The organism is Amycolatopsis sp. NPDC051371, assembly GCF_040682155.1.
In the GTDB taxonomy this organism is placed as follows: Bacteria; Actinomycetota; Actinomycetes; order Mycobacteriales; family Pseudonocardiaceae; genus Amycolatopsis.
In genome coordinates, this window is the sequence record NZ_JBFBAG010000062.1 from 26715 (window position 1) to 44324 (window position 17610).

The following is a 17610-nucleotide window of genomic DNA, read 5'->3' on the forward strand; positions in this document are numbered from 1 at the left end:
CCGACCGGCGTAAGCGGACGGTGCCCGGGTACGGTCGGGCGCATGGTTCCTGAGCGCGATCCCGCCGCAACCGCCCTCAACGGCCTTCTCCCCCTTCGTCGTGAATACACGCAGGCCTGGCACGGCTTCGACCGCAATGAAGTCCGGCAGTACCTCGACCACGTCGAGGCCCAGCTGCGCCGCGTGCTCAGCGATCGCGACGCCGCGGTGGCGCAGGCCGCCGCCGCGACCCGCGAGGCCGAGTCGGTCCGGTCGAAGGTGGCTTCGCTGGAAGCGCGCATCGAGGAGCTGAAGAAACCGCCGGAGCGGCTCGAGGACCTCGACGAGCGGATGCAGCGGACGGTCACGCTCGCGCAGGCCCGCGCGGACGAGATCATCAAGCGCGCCGAGGCCGCCGCGGAGAAGACGTGGGCGGGTTCGACCGAGGCGTCGACGAAGCTGCGTGAGCGGTACACGAAGCTCGTCGCGGAGCTGGACAAGCAGGCCGACCTGCTGCACTCGGAGCACGAGAGCGCGCTCGCCGAGACGCGCGCGGAGGTGCAGCGGCTGACCGTCGAGGCGGCCCAGCGGCGGGAGCTGCTGGACAACGAGGCCGAGCGGAAGCGGCGGAAGATCGAGCGCGAGTTCGAGTCGTCCCAGGCGGCTCAGAAGGCGGCGCTGGAGAAGCACGTCGCCGACCAGCGCACGGCGAGCAAGAACCAGGCCGAGCGCCGGCTCGCGGAGGCGACAGCGGAGGCCAAGCGGCGGCTCGACGAGGCCACGGCGGAAGCCCGGCGCCGGCTCGACGAGGCGACGACCCAGGCGGCCCAGCGCACGACGGCGGCGAACCGCAAGGTCGAGCGGCTGGCGGAGATCCGCGAGCAGGCCCGCAAGAGCCTGGCGGCGGCGGAGGACATCCTCAACCGCAGCGAGACACAGCTGGCGACGCTGCCGGAGGAAGCGGTGATCCCCCAGGCGTCCAAGCTGGTGGGCGGCGACTCCGCCGAATCCGCGACGACGCCTTCGGCGCCGGTCGTGCCGGTGGTCCAGCCGTCGATCCCGGCGGCGGCCAAGCCGGCGGTGAAGGCCGCGGCACCCAAGCCCGCCCAGGCCGCGAAGCCGGCCAACGCCCCGAGGCAGAACGGCCCGGCGACCAAGCCGGCGAACGGAAACGGGAACGGCGTGAAGCCGCTGTCCCCGACGGCGAGCAAGCCGGGTTCCTGAGACTCCAAAACCGGGCCTGAGCAGCCCCCGTTTTCCACGCTACCGGCGGGCACCGACAGTTCCGGTCGTCCGGCGCGAGTTGTCCACAGCGCTCCAATGTGGCGTTCGGTGCGTCCCACGCACCCAATGTGGCATTGGGGCGCTCAGCCGCGGGCGGTCCTCGGCCACGGGTTCGCCGACTCGAGTTGGGCCGCCAGGCCCAGCAGCAGCGACTCCCCGCCCGGCTTCGCCACCAGCTGCACCGAAGTCGGCAAGCCAGACCTGACCGACCGGCCCACCGGGACCGTGATCGCCGGGTAGCCCGCCAGGTTCCACTGGCCCGTGAACCCGGCCAGGCGCGTCGACGGCAGGACGTTCGTCAGCCACCGGCGCTCGTGCCAGCGGCCCGCCTTCACCGGCCAGTGCGACAGCGTCGGCGTCATCAACACGTCGTGGGACTCGAAGAACTCCGAAGCCCGCGAAATCCACCGGTCCCGCGTTCGCGAGCGGATCAGGCCCATTCGCTCGATCACCCGGCCCACCCGCACGTGCGTGCGCGTCCGGCGCTGGAAGCGGCCGAAGTCGAAGCCCGCGGCCTGCTGAGCCGGGCCCGCGCACCAGCGGGCCGTCATGCCCAGGACCATCGTCGCCGGGTAGCGCGGTGCGGAGGACGAGATCGTGTGCCCGGCCGACGCCAGCAGCCCCGCCGCCTGCGAAACCGCCGCGACCAGCTCGCGGGGCACCGGTGTGCGCAGCAGCGGCACCGTCGTCGACATCCCGATCCGCGAAGTCGGCGGCGGCGAAACCACCCCCAGCGCAGGATCCGAAGCCAGTACCGAGACCAGCAGAGCCGCGTCGGCGACCGTCGTGGCCAGCGGGCCGTGCACCGACATGCCGAACCAGCCGCCTTCGGCGAGCAGGTCCGCGCCCGGCTTCAGCCCGACCAGCCCGCACATCGCCGCCGGCAGCCGGACCGAGCCCATGCCGTCCGTGCCGTGCGCCAGGGGGACCAGCCCCGCCGCCACCGCCGCCGCGCTGCCGCCGGACGAGCCGCCCGAGGCGTACGTCGGGTCCCAGGGGTTGCGGGCGATGCCGTCCGGGGTGTCGCTCATCGGCCAGACGCACAGCTCCGGCACCCGCGTCAGCCCGACGAGCACCGCGCCGGCCGCCCGCAGCCGCGCCGCGATCACGCCGTCCTCCCCGGCAAGCGAGGTCGGCCCGGCCAGCGAACCGTGCGACGCGTACTCGCCCGCGATCTCCGTGACGTCCTTGACCGCGACCGGCACCCCGGCCAGCGGCAGCGACGCGAGATCGGGCCGCGCGGCCACCGAAGCGGCCTCCGCGAGTGCCTCCTCCGCCCGCACCCGGCGGAACGCGCCGACGACGCCGTCCGCCGCGGCGATCCGGTCGAGGGCTTCCTTCGTCACCTGCACCGGGTCGAGGTCGCCGGCCCGCACCGAGGCGGCGATCTCTGCTGCGGTCAACACCATGATCGCGACCCTAGCCCACCGAAAGGTGACAGTGGCAAGGAAAACGTCTCAGATCGCGCCCGCCCGCAGCGCGTAGGCGACGGCGTGGGCGCGGTTGTTGAGGCCGCAACGCGTCATCAGGCCGTAGAGGACGTTCTTCACGGTCCGCTCCGAGTAGCACAGCTTCGCGGCGATCTCCTCGGTCCCGAAGCCCTCGGCGACCAGGCGCAGCACGTCGCACTCGCGCGCCGCGAGCCCCGACAGCGTCAGCCCGTTCGGCTCCAGGACGTCCTTGCGCATCCGCTGGACCTGCGAAAGCAGCGCCCCCTGCAGCCGCGGCGGCAGGTTCGCCGTGCCGTCGCCCGCGGCGAGCACCGCCGTCACCAGCTCGGCGCCACCGGTCTCACGGCGCGGCAGGATCGCCACGACGCCGCTCTCCAGCACCGACATCAGGTCGCTCTCGCGGAAGTGCTCGACCACCAGCACGACGTGTGACGCCTTCGCCGCGCGGACCTCACCCAGTACCGCCTCCGTGACGTGCTCCTCCATCACCAGCAGCACGTCCGGCACGAGATCGGTGATCCGGACGTCCGGATGGGCCTCCAGCAGGGTCACCGCGCCGGCGTGCGTGATCGGGTCCGAGGCGAGGACGGTCACTTCGACGGGCTTCATGACAGCAGTGTGGACGGCGGGTCTTCACGCCTTCCCTATTCCGTCTTCACGCGCGTGAAGAAGTCACCGGACGCCGCGAGCCAGCTCGCCGACCGCGTCCCGCGCGCGCTCCAGGCACCCCGGCATCCGCTCGGCCGCCCGGCCCCAGTCGCGCTTCGCGCGCAGGTACTCCTCCCGCGCTTCGGCGGTCCAGCCGGCCAGCTCGGGCTCCACAGTGGACTCCAGCTCGGCGAGCAGGTCGCCCAGCTCACCGGTGATCGCCCCCATCCGGTCCAGCACCAGATCGGCGAAGCCGAAGTCGAGCTCGCGGCGCGTCATGACCGCCGCTGCCTCGGCACGCCGCCGCCGGTCAGCTCGAACAGCCGGACCAGCCGCGAAAGCATCACGTCGAACTCCTGCTCCCAGTCGCTCATCGCCTGGCCGAACCGCACCGACGCCTCGCCGCGCCACGACGCCTGCGCCAGCGCCATCTCGCTGTTGACGTCGCGGAGGTGGGCACCGGCCGCTTCGATGGCGTACGCGAAGCGGACGGCGGCGCGTTTCATGTCCTCCGTCGGCTCGGCTGCGGCCATTTTCGGGCTCCTCGAGGTCTCGGCGGACCGAGGGTCGCGCACCCCGCGGCCCGGCGGAACCCCGGCCCGTCCGCCGTTGCCCGAATGTCCGCCATCCTTGCCTGGCGGTTCACGGCAGCCGCGTATGCTCACGTCAGGCATCCGGCGCGTGACGGTTCGTCAGCGCACGAAGGGAGACCGATGTCGGCTGCGGACGGCTCCGCACCGAGACTCCAAATGCTCGGCCCGGTCAAGGCGTGGCAGGGCGAATCGGAGCTCGACCTCGGCTCCGCGCACCGTCGGACGGTTCTCGCCGTACTGGCGATGAATCCGAACCGCACGGTTTCGCGCGAGGAGCTGATCGACGCCGTCTGGGGCGAGGCCCCGCCGCAGAGCGCCCAGGGCTCCATCTACACCTACGTCTCCGGCCTGCGGCGCGCGCTCGAACCCGGCCGCGCCAAGGGCGAGGGCCCGCAGCTGCTGGCGTCGATCGGGTCCGGCTACTCACTCCGCCTGGACGCCGGCGCGATCGACGTCCACCGGTTCGAAACGCTGCGGGAACTGGCCCAGCGCAAGCAGTCGGCCGGCGATCCGCGCGGTGCGCGCGAAGCACTCGACGAAGCCCTCGACCTCTGGCACGGCGTCCCGCTGTCGGGCCTGCCCGGGCCGTTCGCCGCCGCCCAGCGCGCGCGGCTGGCCGAGGTGCGGCTGGCGACGATCGAGCGGCGCGCCGAGATCGTGCTGGAGTCGGGCGGGCACGCCGAACTCATCGCCGAGCTGACCGCGCTGACCCGCGAACACCCCTTCCGCGAGACGCTGCGCGGCCTGCTGATGCGTGCGCTGGCCCGCTCCGACCGGCGGACCGAGGCGATCGCGGTCTACGCCGACGTCCGCGACCGGCTCGTCGAGTCCTCGGGCACCGAGCCGGGCCCCGCGCTGCGGCGCCTGCACGACGAGCTGCGGGACGAGCCGGCGCCGAAACCGCCGCCGACCGTGCGCGTGCCGCGCTCGCCCGTCACGTCGATGCCGGACCGCGCCGACGTCTTCGTCGGCCGGGAGGCCGAGCTGGCCAGGCTGTACGAAGCCGTCACCGAGCTCGGCGACGGCACCGGGCGTTCACTGTGGCTCGAAGGCGAACCGGGCAGCGGCCGGACGGCGCTGCTGGCCGAACTGCTCGCCATGACCCAGGACTTCCGGCCCGCCTTCGCGGCCGCGGACGCGCTGGACCAGCGGTTCGCCCTGCGGCCGCTGCTCGACGCGCTGGGCGTGCACCCGCGGGCCACCGACGAGCGCCGCGCGAACCTGGCCGCCCGGCTCGCCGAACGGTCCGACGAGGACCCGGTCGACAGCCTGCTGGGGCTGGTCCGCGAACTGTGCGCGGAGGCGCCACTGGTGCTCGCGGTCGACGACCTGCACTGGGCCGACGACACCACGTTGCGCGTCTGGCGGTACCTGAGCCGGGAGACGCGGGAGCTGCCGCTGCTGCTGGTCGGCGCGTGCCGGCCGGTGCCTCGACCGGCCGCGCTCGACGAACTGAGAGCCGAACTCGACAACGATGTCACCACCGTGCTCGCGCTGCCGCCGCTGGCCGACGCGGAGACGCACGAGCTGGCCACCGAGCTGGTGGGCGCGCCACCCGGGCCGGGGCTGCGGGCGCTGGTGTCCTACGGGTCCGGAAACCCGCGCTACGTCAGGGAAATCGTCGAGACGCTGCTGACGCAGTCGATGATCGTGCTCGACGGCGTCCACGCGCACCTGGACGGCAACTCGTTCCAGACCATCCCGGCGCCGCTGGCGTCGCGGATCACGCTGTACCTGAGCTTCCTCTCCAGCGGCACCCGCGACACGCTGCGCTGGGCCGCGCTGCTGGGCCGGGAGTTCTCGCTGTCGGACATCGCCGTCGCCACCGAGCGGCCGCCGACGGCGCTGGTCGGCGCGGTCGACGAGGCGATCACGTCCGGCGTGCTCGTCGAGTCGGGCGACCGGCTGGCGTTCCGGCACTCGTTGCTGCGCCGGGTGCTCTACGAAAAGACGCCGGCGGCGATGCGGGTGGCGCTGCACCGGCAGCTGGCCGAGGCGTTCGCCGCCGCGCGCGCTCCCGCCGACCGCGTCGCCGAGCAGCTCGCGGCCGCGCCCGCGCAGGTCGATCCGTGGGTGACGACGTGGCTGCTGGACAACATCGGCGCGGTCGCCACCGAGACCCCGCGCGTCGCCGTCGACCTGCTGCGCCACGCCGTCACGCAGGGCACGCTGCCGCCGGACGCGCGGGAGACGCTGACGGCGACGCTCGCGCGGCTGCTGTTCTGGCTCGGCCGCGAGCCCGAGGCGGAGGCGCGCTCGGTCGTCGCGCGGACGTCCGACAGCAGGCGCGCCGCCGAGATGCGCTGGATCCTGGCGTACGTCTACTACCGCCGCGGCGACTTCGCCGAGGCGACGGCCGAGCTGAAGCGGACGCTCGACGACGCCGACGTCCCGGAGATGTGGCGCGGGCGCCACGAGTCGCTGCTGGCCACGCTGGAGCGGCTCGGCGAGGAGACGGCCCTGGCGCCGGCCGGGCTGCACCCGCTGGACGACGCGGCGCTGTCCATGCCGACGCTCGACAGCCTCGACGAGGCCGCCGAGCCCCTCGAAGCCGCCCGGCGGATCGCCGCGACGCGCGCGGTGCCGGGCGAGATGCACCTGGCCGGCGCGGTGCACTACTACTGGCTGGGCCGCTGGCCCGAGGCCCTGTCCGAGCTGGACGCGGTGATCCGCGACGGCGCGGAAACGGCGTCGTACGTCTTGCGCAGCCCCGGTTCGGCGTTGCTGGTGCACGGCGTCGGCGCGCTGATCGCCGGGCACCGTGGCCAGCGGGTCCTGGCCGGGACGCACCTCGACGCGGCGGGCCGGCAGCAGTGGCCCCCGGGTCTCGAGCCCGACGGCGGCGACTTCGTGCTCGCGGCCCGCGCGCTGCTGGCCGAGCAGGACGGCCGGCCCGAAGCGGCGCTGGCCGCGTTGCTGCCGCTGCTGGAGGAGCACTACCCGCCCGCGGCACGCCACCAGTGGCTCCCGGACCTGGTGCGCCTCAGCTTGCGGCTCGGCGAGTCCGACCTCGCCCAGCGTGCGGTGCACTTGCTGACCCCGGAGGGCGAGGTCCCCCCGGCGCACGCGGCGGCGGCCGCGCACTGCCGCGGGCTGGTCACGGGAGATCCCGAACCGGTGCTGACGGCGGTCTCGCACTACCGGGCGGCGGGCCGGTTGCTGAAGCGGGCCAAAGCGACCGAGGACGCGGCGATCCTGCTGGCGGAGTCGGGCCGGTTGGACGACGCGCGGACGGCGTTCCGGGTGGCCCTGACGGCGTACACGGGGATGGGCGCGACGTGGGACATGCGGCGCGCGGAGAGCCGGATCCAGCCGTTCGGGATCCGGCGGGCCGGCTCGGTGCGGTCCCGGGCGGTCGCCGGGGAGTGAGGCCGGCCGCCTCCAGTGGTCTTGAATGAGTCGTTCAGGACCTCCGAAGACCTGAATGAGTCATTCAAGACGTTTGGCCGCGCGGCCGAGGCACGGGCGCGACGCCATGAACGACTCGTTCATCGCGTCCGACGCAGTGAACGACCTTTCATGACCTCCGGCGCCGGGGCATACCGGTCAGGTGATCGGCACCGGCGAGCCCGCACCGCCCTCCCAAAGTCGTAACCCGCCCCGTCCCCGGGCAACCCGGTCCGGGCTTGCCACGTCAGTAAGCTCGCCGGAGTAGTCGGCAGCGAAGATGTCCGCCGGGGTCCTGGGGGCCCGCCCCCGGCGGGTTCGTCCCCCGAGGGAAACGGCAGGGACATGCGAGGGGAAGCGGACACCGGTCTGCGAGTGGGCTTGCTCGGCCCCCTGCGGGCCTGGCGCGGGGCGGCCGAGATCGGCCTGGGCCCCGCTCGTCAGCGCGCGATCTTCGCCGTGCTCGCGGTCAACGCCGGGCGCGCCGTCCCGCGGACCGAACTGATCGCCGGCGTCTGGGGCGACTCCGCGCCCGCGAGCGTCGAAGGCAGCGTCCACACCTACGTCTCGGGGCTGCGGCGGGCGCTCGAACCCGACCGGTCGCGGTGGTCGGCCGCCAGCGTGCTCGTGTCGGACCCGGCCGGGTACTCGCTGCTGCTCGACGAGGACGCGCTGGACGCCGCTGTCTTCGAACGCCATCGCGAACGCGCGCAACAGCACCTGGACCAGGGCGATCCCCGGGCGGCCGTCACCGAGCTCGACGCCGCCCTCGCGCTCTGGCAGGGGGAAGCCCTTTCCGGCGTGCCCGGCGGGTTCGCCGAGCGGCACCGCGAATACCTCGCCGAGCTGCGGCTGAACACCCTCGACCGGCGTGCCCAGGCGCTGCTCGCCCTCGGCGGCCACCTCGACCTCGCGCCGGAACTCGCCGTGCTGGCCGGCGAGCACCCGCTGCGGGAGTCGCTGCGGGAGTCGCTCATGCTCGCCCTCTACCGCAGCGGCCGGCACGCCGACGCCCTCGACGTCTTCCGCGACGCCCGCGCCACCCTCGTCGGCGAGCTCGGCGTCGAGCCCGGACCGGCCTTGCAGCGCCTCCACCAGCAGATCCTCGCCCAGGACCCGGCCCTCGACGCCCCCGCGGCGCCGGTCGAGACCACCGGGCACCGGCTCTTCGGCCGGGAAGCGGAGACGACCCGGCTGGCCGAGCTCGTCGCCGACGTCCGGGCCGGGCGCGGGCGGGCCGTGTGGATCGAGGGCGAAGCCGGCATCGGCAAGTCCGAGCTGCTCACCAGCACCCTGCCGGACGGCCCCGGGTTCCAGCGGCTCTGGGCCGCCGCCGACGAGCTGAGCACGCGCTTCCCGCTGCAGGTGATGCTGGAGTGCCTGGCGATCGACGCGCATTCGGCCGACCCGCGGCGCGCGAAGGTGGCCAAGGAGCTCGCCGGCGAGGGCCCGGTGCGGCGCGGCCTCGGCCCGGCCGACCCGGTGCTCGGCGCCGTCGACCGTCTGCTGGCCCTGGTCGACGAGCTGTGCGCGCGCTCGCCGCAGGTGCTGGTGGTCGACGACCTGCAGTGGGCGGACGAGGCGTCCGTGCTGGTCTGGCACCGCCTCTGCGCGGCGACCCGGCAGCTGCCGCTGCTGCTGGTGGCCGCGACGCGGCCGGCGCCGGATCGCGCCGAGCTCGCCCAGCTGCGCCGCGGCGTCCAGGCGCGCGACGGCGTGGTGTTCGACCTCGCGCCGTTGACCGGCGAAGACGTCGGAAGGCTGATCGAGGACCAGATCGGCGCCGCACCCGGGCCCGGGCTGCGCGAACTGGCCGCTCGTGGCGCCGGGAACCCGTTGTACGTCAAGGAAATGGTCGACGTCCTGCTGCGCGCCGGTGCGGTCGAGGTGAGCGGCGGCGAGGCCGACGTCGACGACCCGGCGGAGTTCGAAGCGCCGAGCTCGCTGGTCGCCGCGGTCGACCGGCGGCTCGACTTCCTCCCGGCCCGGACGCAGGAAGTGCTGCGCTGGGGCGCGCTGCTGGGCATGGAGTTCGCCGTCGGGGACATCGCCGCGGTGCTCGGCACCCGGCCGTCGGACCTGCTGGAACCGCTGGAAGAAGCCGTCGCCGCGAACGTCCTCATCGACACCGGGACGCAGCTCGCCTTCCGGCATCCCCTGCTGCGCCAAGCCCTCTACGACCGGCTGCTGGCCGGGACGCGGGCGGCGCTGCACCGGCAGGCCGCGGAAGCGCTCGCCGGCATCGGTGCGCCGGTCAAGCGCGTCGCCGAGCAGCTGGTGGCGGCACCGGCCACTGTGGACGAATGGGTGCTGGACTGGCTCGCCACGCACCACGCGGCCGTGTCCAACCGCGCGCCGCTGATCGCCGTCGAACTGCTGGAACGCGCGCTGGCCGCCGGGGCCGGTCCGCGACGCGAAGTGCTGCTCGTGGCCCTGGTCAAGGTGCTGTTCCGGCTGGAACGCAACCCGGAATCCCTGGCGCAGCAAGCCCTCGACGTGGCCACCGACCCGGACACGGCCGAGGAGATGCGGCACGTCCTCGCGGCGCTGCGGCACCGCCGGGGCGACACCGAAGGCGCGGTGGGGATCCTCGCCGCGTCGGCCGACGACCCGGCCGTGCCGGAGCTCTGGCGGGTCAAGCACCGGCAGCTGCTGGCGAACTTCCGCCGCGGCGATCTGTCCGATTTGGACACGGCGGAAGAGGCCGCGTACGAGACGAAGTCGTTCGCCGGCGGCGACCGGTACCTGACGGCGCACGCGCTGCAGTCGTTGTGGCTGGTGGAGTCCGTGCGCCGCGAGCACGACGCCGCGCTGACGCACATCGACGCGGCGATCGAGGCCGTCGGCGACGAGCACGAACTGGCCGACCTGCACCTCGACCTGCTCGACAACCGCGTGTTCACGCTCCAGAACCTCGATCGGCTCGCCGAGGCGGACGCGGCGTTGCGCGCGGCCGGCGACGTCGCGGCCCGGCACTCGATGCCGGTGGGGCTGCAGGTGTCCGTCGCGGTGCACCGGTACTGGGAAGGCCGCTGGGACGAGGCCCTGGTCGAGCTGGACACGGTCACCGAGGACGGCCCGGCGATCACGTTCTACGGCCTGCGCGAGCCCGGCCCGGCGGCGCTGCTGCTGCATGGCGTCGCGGCGCTCATCGCGGGCCGCCGCGACGACCGCGCGCAGGCGGCGGCCCACCTCGACGCGGCGGAGGAGTACGCCCCGGCGACCGGCGCCGAGCGCGAGAGCTTCGACTTCCTGCTGGTCGCGGACGCCCTCGCGGCCGAGCAGCGCGGCGACCGGGCCCGCGCGATGGCTGTCCTCGAGCCGATCCTGAACCCGACGTACGCGCAGATGATGCTGCGCCACCAGTGGCTCCCGACGTTCGTGCGGCTGGCGATGGAGCAGGACGACGTCGTCCGCGCTCGCCGGGCGCTGGAGGTCTGCGAGGAGGAGGCGGCGAAGGAGCGACGGCCGGCGCGGGCGCACGCGGCGGTGTCGTGGTGCCGGGGCCTGATCGAGGAAGACCCGGCGGCGGTGCTGGCGACGGCGGAGCACTTCCGCGCGGTCGGCCGCCGTCCGGAGCTGGCCACCGTGCTCGAAGACGCGGCGGAGCTGCTGGCCCGCGCGGGCCGCTTGGACGCGGCGCACGCGGCGTTCGAGGAGGCGGCGGAGACGTACACGGCGCTGGGGGCCCGCTGGGACCTGCGCCGGGCGGAGACGCGGTTGCGGCGGCTCGGCGTGCGGCGCGGCGCGTTGTTCTCCGCGATCCGGCCGGGCCACGGCTGGGAGTCGTTGACGCCGATCGAGGTCCGGATCGCGAGCCTGGTGGCGGAGGGCCGGTCCAATCCGGACATCGCGGCGGAGCTGTCCTTGCCGCGGCGGACCGTGCAGGCCCACGTGACTCGCCTTTTGGGGAAGCTGGAGACCCCGTCACGCTCGGGGGTCGCCGACGCTTTCCGGCAGCAGCGGCCCTAGGGCGTTGGCCTTGGCGACCCGGCCCAGGAACCGCCCCGAGTCCTTGACCGTCCGCTCCTGCGTCTCGAAGTCCACGTGCACCAGGCCGAAGCGTTGCGAATACCCCATCGCCCACTCGAAGTTGTCCAGCAGCGACCACGCGAAGTACCCCCGCACGTCCGCACCCAGCCGAATCGCGTCGTGCACCGCGCGGACGTGCTCCAGGAAGTAGTTCACCCGGGCCGCGTCGTGCACCCGGCCCGACGCGACCTTGTCCACAAAGGACGCACCGTTCTCCGCCACCACCATCGGCAACCCGCCGGACCGCGCGGAGATCCAGCCGAGCAGGTCCGTGAACACCGAAGGCGCCTGCTCCCAGCCGAACGCCGTCAGCGGGCCGACCGCCGGCAGTACGTCCAAGCCCCGCAATCCCGGCAGCGGGCAGTTGCCGTGCGCCGAAAGGTCCTCGAGGGGCGTCACCCGCGCGGGCGCGTAGTAGTTCACGCCCAGCCAGTCGATCGCCGCCGCGATGACATCCGTGTCGCCGTCCAGCACCGACGCCGCGAAGCGACCTCCGTGGTGGGCCACATCGGCGACGACGTCCGCCGGGTAACCGCGCCCCAGCACCGGGTCCAGGAAAAACCGGTTGTGGATCCCGTCGAACTTCCGCGCCGCTTCCAGGTGCGCCGGGGACGAGCCATCGGGCAAAGCGGGAGCGAAGTTCAACGCCAGCGAGAACTCCTGCCCAGGCCGCGCCGCCGAAGTCAGCGCCCGGGTCGCCAGCCCGTGCGCCAGCAGCAGGTGGTGCGCCGCGACCAGCGCCGTGTCGTAGTCCTGGACGCCCGGCGCGTGCACCCCGCTGCCGTACCCCAGGAACGCCGCGCAGAACGGCTCGTTGATCGTCGTCCACTGGTTGACGCGGTCGCCCAAAGCGTCGTGGACCACGGCGGCGTAGTCCGCGAACCGGTAAGCCGTGTCGCGCGAGGGCCAGCCGCCCGCGTCCTCCAGGGCCTGCGGCAGGTCCCAGTGGTACAGCGTCAGCACCGGCACGACGTCGCGGCGCAGCAGCTCGTCCACCAGCCGGTCGTAGAAAGCCAGGCCCGCGGACGACAGCGTCCGGCCGTCCGGCATCACCCGTGGCCACGCCACCGAGAACCGGTACGCACCCAGGCCCAGATCCGCCAGCAGGCCGATGTCTTCGGGAAACCGGTGGTAGTGGTCGCAGGCGACCTCGCCCGACGCGCCGCCGAGCACGGCACCCGGCCGGGCCGCGAAAGTGTCCCAGATGGACGGTCCGCGACCACCTTCGGAAATCCCGCCTTCGACCTGGTAGGACGCGGTCGCCGCGCCCCACAGGAACCCCGGCGGGAAGGAAAGACCGGTCATACTGGCGCCCCTTTCAGGATCCCCCGGACGATGTGGCGGCCCAGCAGCAGAAACAGCGCGATCACGGGCAGGACGCCCACGGTCGCGCCGGTGAGCATGAGCGCGTAGTCGGTGTAGTACCCGCTGGCCAGCTGCGAAAGGGCGACTTGCACGGTCGGCGTTTCGTTGGGGTCGAGTACCACCAGCGGCCAGAAGTAGTCGTTCCACGCGGCCATGAACGTCAGCATCGCCAGCACCGCGGCCGCCGGGCGCAGCGCGGGCACCGCCACGTGCCAGTAGGTGCGCAGGATCGAACAACCGTCGACGGTCGCCGCGTCGACGAGCTCGGGGCTGATCGCGTTCTCGCACGCCTGGCGCATCCAGAACACGCTGAACGCGCTGAGCAGCCCGGGCACGATCACCGCCTCGAGCCGCCCGTACCAGCCGAGCTCGCCGACCACCAGGTAGAGCGGGATGACGCCGAGTTGCGCCGGCACCATCGCCGAGCCGACGACCAGCAGGAACAGCGTGTTGCGCCCGCGGAACCGCAGCCGCGCGAAGGCGAACCCGGCCAGGCTCGCCAGCACGACGTTGGCCACCATGACGGTGGTCGCGACGATCAGTGAGTTGCCCAGCGCCAGCCAGAAGTCGACGGTGTCGAAGACTCGCCGCACGTTCTCGACGAGGTGCCCGCCCGGCAGCAGGAGCGGCGACGTCTCCCCGATCGCCGCGTTGTCCCTGGTGGACACGACGAACGACCAGTACAGCGGGAAGATCGACGCGCCGAGCACGCCGACCAGCACCGCGTAGACCCAGCCGCCGGGGCGCCTCACGACGACCTCACGAACCGGCGGACCAGCCGGTAGTTGACCAGCGCGAACCCCGCGCAGATCACGAACATCACCCAGGTCAGCGCGGCCGCGTAACCGGCGTCGAAGTGCGTGAACCCCTTCTCGTACAGGTACATCACGAGCGTCTGGAACTGGCGGTCGTTGCCACCGGTCCCGCCCGACCCGCCGGCGTCGAACAGCTGCGGCTCGGCGAACAGCTGCAGGCCGTTGACCGTGCCGGCGATGGCGGTGAAGGCCAGCGCGGGCCGGATGCCCGGCACGGTGATCGACCAGAACGTCCGCCAGCGCGACGCGCCGTCCAGAGCGGCAGCTTCATAGAGGTCGCCGGGGACGGCCTGCATCGCGGCCAGGTAGATCAGCGCGTTGTAGCCGGTCCAGCGCCAGAGCACCATCGACGCGACCGCGAGGTGCGACGTCCAGGTCCCGGCCTGCCAGTTCACCGGCGCGATGCCGAACCAGCCCAAGACCTCGTTGACGACGCCGTAGTCGCGGCTGAACAGCTGCCCGAACACGAGCCCGATCGCGACGACGGACACGACGTTGGGCAGCAGGATCCCGGTGCGCCACCAGGTCGCGCCGCGCAGCGGGCGGTCGAGCAGCGCCGCGATGCCCAGCGCCAGCAGGAACTCCGGGACGGCGGCGAGCACGAAGATGCCGACGGTGTTGGCCAGTGCGTTCCAGAAGTTCGGGTCGGCGAGCAGCTCGCCGTAGTTCGCCAGGCCGAGGTAGCCCTGGTCGCCTTCGAGGAGGTTCCAGCCGTGCAGCGACACCCACGCCGTGTAGAGCAGCGGAAAGGCGCCGAAGACGACGAACAGGCCGAAGAAGGGCGCGACGAACAGCAACGGCGTTGCCTTGCGGTCGAAACGGGCGAGCCGGTGCTGCACGCGCGCTACTTCAGGGCGGCCAGCGCCTGCTGGACGGCTTCCGTCCAGGCCTGGTCGACGCCGTCGGTCTTGTCCTCGATCCGCCCGAGCGCGCGGCCGAACTCCGGCCGGACGTCGGCGTCGCGCAGGCCGCGGTAGTTGGGCCGCAGCCGGTCGGCGGACGCGGCGAAGATCCGCCCGATCGGCGCGTCCCCGAAGTAGGGGTCCGTGTGCGCGACGACCTGCGGGTCGGCGTAGACCGACGGCTCGCTGGGCAGGATGCCGTCGGAGAGGAAGAGCTTCTTCTGCTGCTCCGGCGCGGTCAGCCAGCGCGCGAGTTCGTACGCCTCTTTCGGGTGCTCGCTCTGCTTCGGCACGGTCAGGAAGGAGCCGCCCTGGTTGCCGCTCTTGCCGGGCACGGTCGTGACGTCCCACTTGCCCTTGTTGCCGTCGCCGCCGGCTTCCTTGATCTGGCTGAGCATCCACGCCGGGCAGGCGACGGTCGCGAAGGAACCCTGCTTGATCGCGACGTTCCAGGCCTGCGTGAACGTCGTCGCGGCCGCCGTCTGCCCCTTCGCCGCGATCCCACCGGAGAGGGTGAAGGCGTTGTGGACGCTGGGGTTGCGGTCGCCGATGAAGGAGTCGTCGGACGCCGAGAAGTAGTTTTCGGGCGACTGGTTGAGCATCGCCGTGTAGACGGTCCCGGCCGAGTCGGCGAACTTCACGCCCGGCGTCTTTTCGGTGAACCGCTGGGCAGTCGCGGCGTAGGCGTCCCAGTCGGGCATCAGCTTCGCGACCTCGTCGCGGTCGGTCGGCAGGCCCGCGGCCTGGAACAGGTCGCGGCGGTAGCAGAGGGCGAGGCTGCCCATGTCGGTGCCGAGGCCGAGGACGAACGCGCCGTCCGTGCCCTGCGCCCACTTCCACGGCGCCCACTGCTTTTCGAGGTCCCGCGCGCCATAACCGGCGAGGTCGACGAACTTGTCCTTCACCTTCCGGTACTGCGGGATGTACTGCTCTTCGATCGCGACGACGTCGGCAGCACCGTGACCGGTGGCGAGCTGCGTCGCGAGACCCTTGTGGTGGGTGTCGAAGTCGGCGACGCGGTTCTGCACCGTGATCTCCGGGTGCAGCTTCTGGTACTCGGCGATCAGGGGCGCGTAGCCGAATTCGCCGAAGGTGGCGATAGTGAGCTTCGTCGGGCCGCCGGAGTCAGTGGGGCTGCAGGCGGCGAGCGGGATCAACGCGGCGACCGCGACGGCGGTCCGGCGGACGATCGTGCGCAACGGGCTTCCTCAGATCACACCGGCCCGCACGGCGTAGGCGACCGCGTGCGGCCGGTTGCGCAGGTTGAGCCGGTTGGTCATGGCGTAGATGACGTTCTTCACGGTCCGCTCCGAGTAGCAGAGCTTGCCCGCGATCTCCGCAGTGTCCCAGCCTTCGGCCATCAGGCGAAGCACATCCACCTCGCGCGGCGTCAGCGCCGCGGCGCTGCCCTCGTGGGCCAGTGCCTCGACCTGGTCGCGCAGCGACGTCGTGCGCCCCCGGGCGGCGGCCAGCACGCTGTCGGTGAGCCGGTCGAGCGCGGTCCGCGGCAGCACGGCGGAGACGTGGCAGTCGGCGAGCAGCCCCAGGTGCCCGGGGTCGACGTGCCCCGCGACCAGCACGATCGCGGCGGGCGACTCGGCGGAGGCGGCCCGCAGCGCGGCGATCGCCTCGCGGTCGACCTGCCCGACGGCGAACACGAGCACGGCCGCCTCGCCACGACGGGCGCGCGGCACGACCAGCAGCTCCGGCCGGGACTTCAGGTGGTTGATCAGTCCCGTCAGCGCGATCGGGTCCGAAGCCCACGCCGCCACTCGCACCTGGTCCATCGAGGCCCCTCCCCACTGTCCGTGTCCTGGTGGTGTCAGTCTGCTGAGGTCGCCTTCACGAATTCTCTAACCGGGGCGCAGCCCTTCTTCACATCGTGAAGCGGGCCGTCGACTACCGTCGTGGGGCACACCGACGAGTGAAGGGACCGATGAACCACCGACGTCCGGCCGCCTTGGGGGTGGCCCTCTGCATCGCTGTCGTGAGTTCCCTGGTCACGGGGTGTCAATCGGAGACCGTGTCCGGGCTGGCGGTCCCTCGGTCGCCGGTTCCTCCCCCGTCCTCTTCGCGGACGGCAGCCCCGGCTTCCCCGGCTCCGACGTCGAGCCTGACGCGGTCCGGTGACTGCGCGTCGCTGGTCAACGGCCTCGACGTCCGCAGCCAGGTCGCGCAGCTGGTCGTCGTGGGGGTGTCCGGCGACAACCCGGGCACCACGGTGTCCATGGTCCGCGCCAACCAGGTCGGCGGGATCTTCATCGGCGGTAACGCAACAGCGTTGTTGAAAGATCGTTCCCTGGACGCCGTCCAGGGCGCGGCCAAGTTGCCGGTGGCGGTGTCGGTCGACGAAGAGGGCGGCCGCGTCCAGCGCATCGACGACCTCGACGGCGAGCTCCCGTCGGCCCGCCAGATGGCCGCGACGAAGTCCCCCGCCGAGGTCCGCGCGCTGGCCGCCGACCGCGGCCGCCAGCTGCGCGCCCGCGGGGTGACGGTCGACTTCGCGCCGGACACCGACGTCACCGACGCCCCGGACGACGACGTCATCGGCGACCGCTCGTTCAGCCCCGACCCGAACCGCGTGAAGACCTACGCCGCGGCATTCGCGGCGGGCCTGCGCGACGGGGGTGTCCAGCCGGTGCTGAAGCACTTCCCGGGCCACGGCCACGGCTCGGGCGACTCGCACAAGGGCACGGTCGTCACCCCGCCGCTCGCGCAGTTGCGGACGCTGGACCTGGTGCCGTACCGGAACCTCGCGGACTACGGGCCGGTCGCGGTCATGGTCGGCCACCTCGACGTGCCCGACCTGACCGGCGGAGTCCCGGCGTCGATCTCGCCTGCCGCCTACAAGCTGCTGCGCACCGAGTTCGGGTTCACCGGCCTGGTCCTGACCGACGACCTCGGCGCGATGAAGGCGATCACTGCGCAGTACTCGCTGCCGGACGCCGTGCTGAAGGCGTTGCAGGCCGGGGCGGACGAGGCGCTGTGGTCGTCCGGGGGCCGGGTGGACGAGGTCCTGAACCGGCTGGAGCAGGCCGTCCAGTCCGGCGAGCTGCCCAAAACGCGGGTGCAGGAGTCGGTGACGCGGGTACTCCGTGCGAAGGGCGTCTGCGGCTGAGCCTGCCTAGACTCCTCGACGGAACAGCACTTACCT

General features: G+C 72.9%; 13 protein-coding genes. 4 read left to right on the forward strand and 9 right to left on the reverse strand.

What is annotated here, in order from left to right:
- Window positions 1-42 precede the first annotated feature (42 nt).
- The gene (locus tag AB0M59_RS46755) at window positions 43-1203 is read left to right on the forward strand and encodes a cell division protein DivIVA (RefSeq protein WP_364628595.1); all 1161 of its coding nucleotides are present in this window, start codon (window positions 43-45) and stop codon (window positions 1201-1203) included.
- A gap of 143 nt (window positions 1204-1346) precedes the next feature.
- Here AB0M59_RS46755 and AB0M59_RS46760 read toward each other — a convergent pair whose 3' ends face one another.
- The 4 genes from AB0M59_RS46760 to AB0M59_RS46775 all read right to left on the reverse strand — a co-directional run bounded on the left by AB0M59_RS46760 (window position 1347) and on the right by AB0M59_RS46775 (window position 3895).
- Window positions 1347-2672: an amidase family protein gene (locus AB0M59_RS46760; RefSeq protein WP_364628598.1), complete on the reverse strand. Its 1326-nt coding sequence runs from the start codon at window positions 2670-2672 to the stop codon at window positions 1347-1349.
- A 48-nt stretch (window positions 2673-2720) separates the two neighbouring features.
- Entirely contained in the window at window positions 2721-3323 is a 603-nt protein-coding gene (locus AB0M59_RS46765) for a response regulator transcription factor (RefSeq protein WP_285476539.1), read from the reverse strand.
- A 63-nt stretch (window positions 3324-3386) separates the two neighbouring features.
- The gene (locus AB0M59_RS46770; protein WP_364628601.1) at window positions 3387-3641 is read right to left on the reverse strand and encodes a hypothetical protein; all 255 of its coding nucleotides are present in this window, start codon (window positions 3639-3641) and stop codon (window positions 3387-3389) included.
- Complete coding sequence (locus AB0M59_RS46775; protein ID WP_364628603.1) at window positions 3638-3895, reverse strand: WXG100 family type VII secretion target; 258 nt, start codon at window positions 3893-3895, stop codon at window positions 3638-3640. Before AB0M59_RS46775 ends, AB0M59_RS46770 begins: the two co-directional genes overlap by 4 nt.
- A 180-nt stretch (window positions 3896-4075) precedes the next feature.
- Between AB0M59_RS46775 and AB0M59_RS46780 the strand changes: the two genes are divergently transcribed.
- Together AB0M59_RS46780 and AB0M59_RS46785 are read left to right on the forward strand one after the other, a co-directional pair.
- Entirely contained in the window at window positions 4076-7324 is a 3249-nt protein-coding gene (locus AB0M59_RS46780; protein WP_364628606.1) for a BTAD domain-containing putative transcriptional regulator, read from the forward strand.
- 363 nt (window positions 7325-7687) lie between these two features.
- Entirely contained in the window at window positions 7688-11314 is a 3627-nt protein-coding gene (locus AB0M59_RS46785; RefSeq protein WP_364628608.1) for a BTAD domain-containing putative transcriptional regulator, read from the forward strand.
- On the opposite strand, the gene AB0M59_RS46790 is transcribed toward AB0M59_RS46785, so the two are convergent.
- The 5 genes from AB0M59_RS46790 to AB0M59_RS46810 are packed head-to-tail and all read right to left on the reverse strand — an operon-like array spanning window position 11270 to window position 16243.
- The gene (locus AB0M59_RS46790; protein ID WP_364628611.1) at window positions 11270-12679 is read right to left on the reverse strand and encodes a GH1 family beta-glucosidase; all 1410 of its coding nucleotides are present in this window, start codon (window positions 12677-12679) and stop codon (window positions 11270-11272) included. The genes AB0M59_RS46785 and AB0M59_RS46790 overlap by 45 nt on opposite strands.
- Window positions 12676-13491: a carbohydrate ABC transporter permease gene (locus tag AB0M59_RS46795; RefSeq protein ID WP_364628613.1), complete on the reverse strand. Its 816-nt coding sequence runs from the start codon at window positions 13489-13491 to the stop codon at window positions 12676-12678. Before AB0M59_RS46795 ends, AB0M59_RS46790 begins: the two co-directional genes overlap by 4 nt.
- Window positions 13488-14393 (reverse strand): sugar ABC transporter permease, encoded by a 906-nt coding sequence (locus AB0M59_RS46800; RefSeq protein WP_364628616.1) that lies wholly within the window; start codon window positions 14391-14393, stop codon window positions 13488-13490. Before AB0M59_RS46800 ends, AB0M59_RS46795 begins: the two co-directional genes overlap by 4 nt.
- A 5-nt stretch (window positions 14394-14398) precedes the next feature.
- Window positions 14399-15655 (reverse strand): extracellular solute-binding protein, encoded by a 1257-nt coding sequence (locus AB0M59_RS46805; protein ID WP_364628618.1) that lies wholly within the window; start codon window positions 15653-15655, stop codon window positions 14399-14401.
- A 9-nt stretch (window positions 15656-15664) separates the two neighbouring features.
- The gene (locus AB0M59_RS46810; RefSeq protein WP_364628621.1) at window positions 15665-16243 is read right to left on the reverse strand and encodes a LuxR C-terminal-related transcriptional regulator; all 579 of its coding nucleotides are present in this window, start codon (window positions 16241-16243) and stop codon (window positions 15665-15667) included.
- Window positions 16244-16392: 149 nt separating this feature from the next.
- Between AB0M59_RS46810 and AB0M59_RS46815 the strand changes: the two genes are divergently transcribed.
- On the forward strand, window positions 16393-17574 hold the full coding sequence (locus tag AB0M59_RS46815) for a glycoside hydrolase family 3 N-terminal domain-containing protein (protein ID WP_364628624.1): 1182 nt from the start codon (window positions 16393-16395) through the stop codon (window positions 17572-17574).
- Window positions 17575-17610 lie beyond the last annotated feature (36 nt).

Bases quoted from the DNA above. Each gene is read 5' to 3' on its own strand.
- AB0M59_RS46770 (WP_364628601.1), bottom strand. From the start codon at position 3,641: ATGACGCGCCGCGAGCTCGACTTCGGCTTCGCCGATCTGGTGCTGGAC.
- AB0M59_RS46810 (WP_364628621.1), bottom strand. From the start codon at position 16,243: ATGGACCAGGTGCGAGTGGCGGCGTGGGCTTCGGACCCGATCGCGCTG.
- AB0M59_RS46760 (WP_364628598.1), bottom strand. From the start codon at position 2,672: ATGGTGTTGACCGCAGCAGAGATCGCCGCCTCGGTGCGGGCCGGCGAC.
- AB0M59_RS46785 (WP_364628608.1), top strand. From the start codon at position 7,688: ATGCGAGGGGAAGCGGACACCGGTCTGCGAGTGGGCTTGCTCGGCCCC.
- AB0M59_RS46775 (WP_364628603.1), bottom strand. From the start codon at position 3,895: ATGGCCGCAGCCGAGCCGACGGAGGACATGAAACGCGCCGCCGTCCGC.
- AB0M59_RS46765 (WP_285476539.1), bottom strand. From the start codon at position 3,323: ATGAAGCCCGTCGAAGTGACCGTCCTCGCCTCGGACCCGATCACGCAC.
- AB0M59_RS46815 (WP_364628624.1), top strand. From the start codon at position 16,393: ATGAACCACCGACGTCCGGCCGCCTTGGGGGTGGCCCTCTGCATCGCT.
- AB0M59_RS46780 (WP_364628606.1), top strand. From the start codon at position 4,076: ATGTCGGCTGCGGACGGCTCCGCACCGAGACTCCAAATGCTCGGCCCG.
- AB0M59_RS46790 (WP_364628611.1), bottom strand. From the start codon at position 12,679: ATGACCGGTCTTTCCTTCCCGCCGGGGTTCCTGTGGGGCGCGGCGACC.
- AB0M59_RS46755 (WP_364628595.1), top strand. From the start codon at position 43: ATGGTTCCTGAGCGCGATCCCGCCGCAACCGCCCTCAACGGCCTTCTC.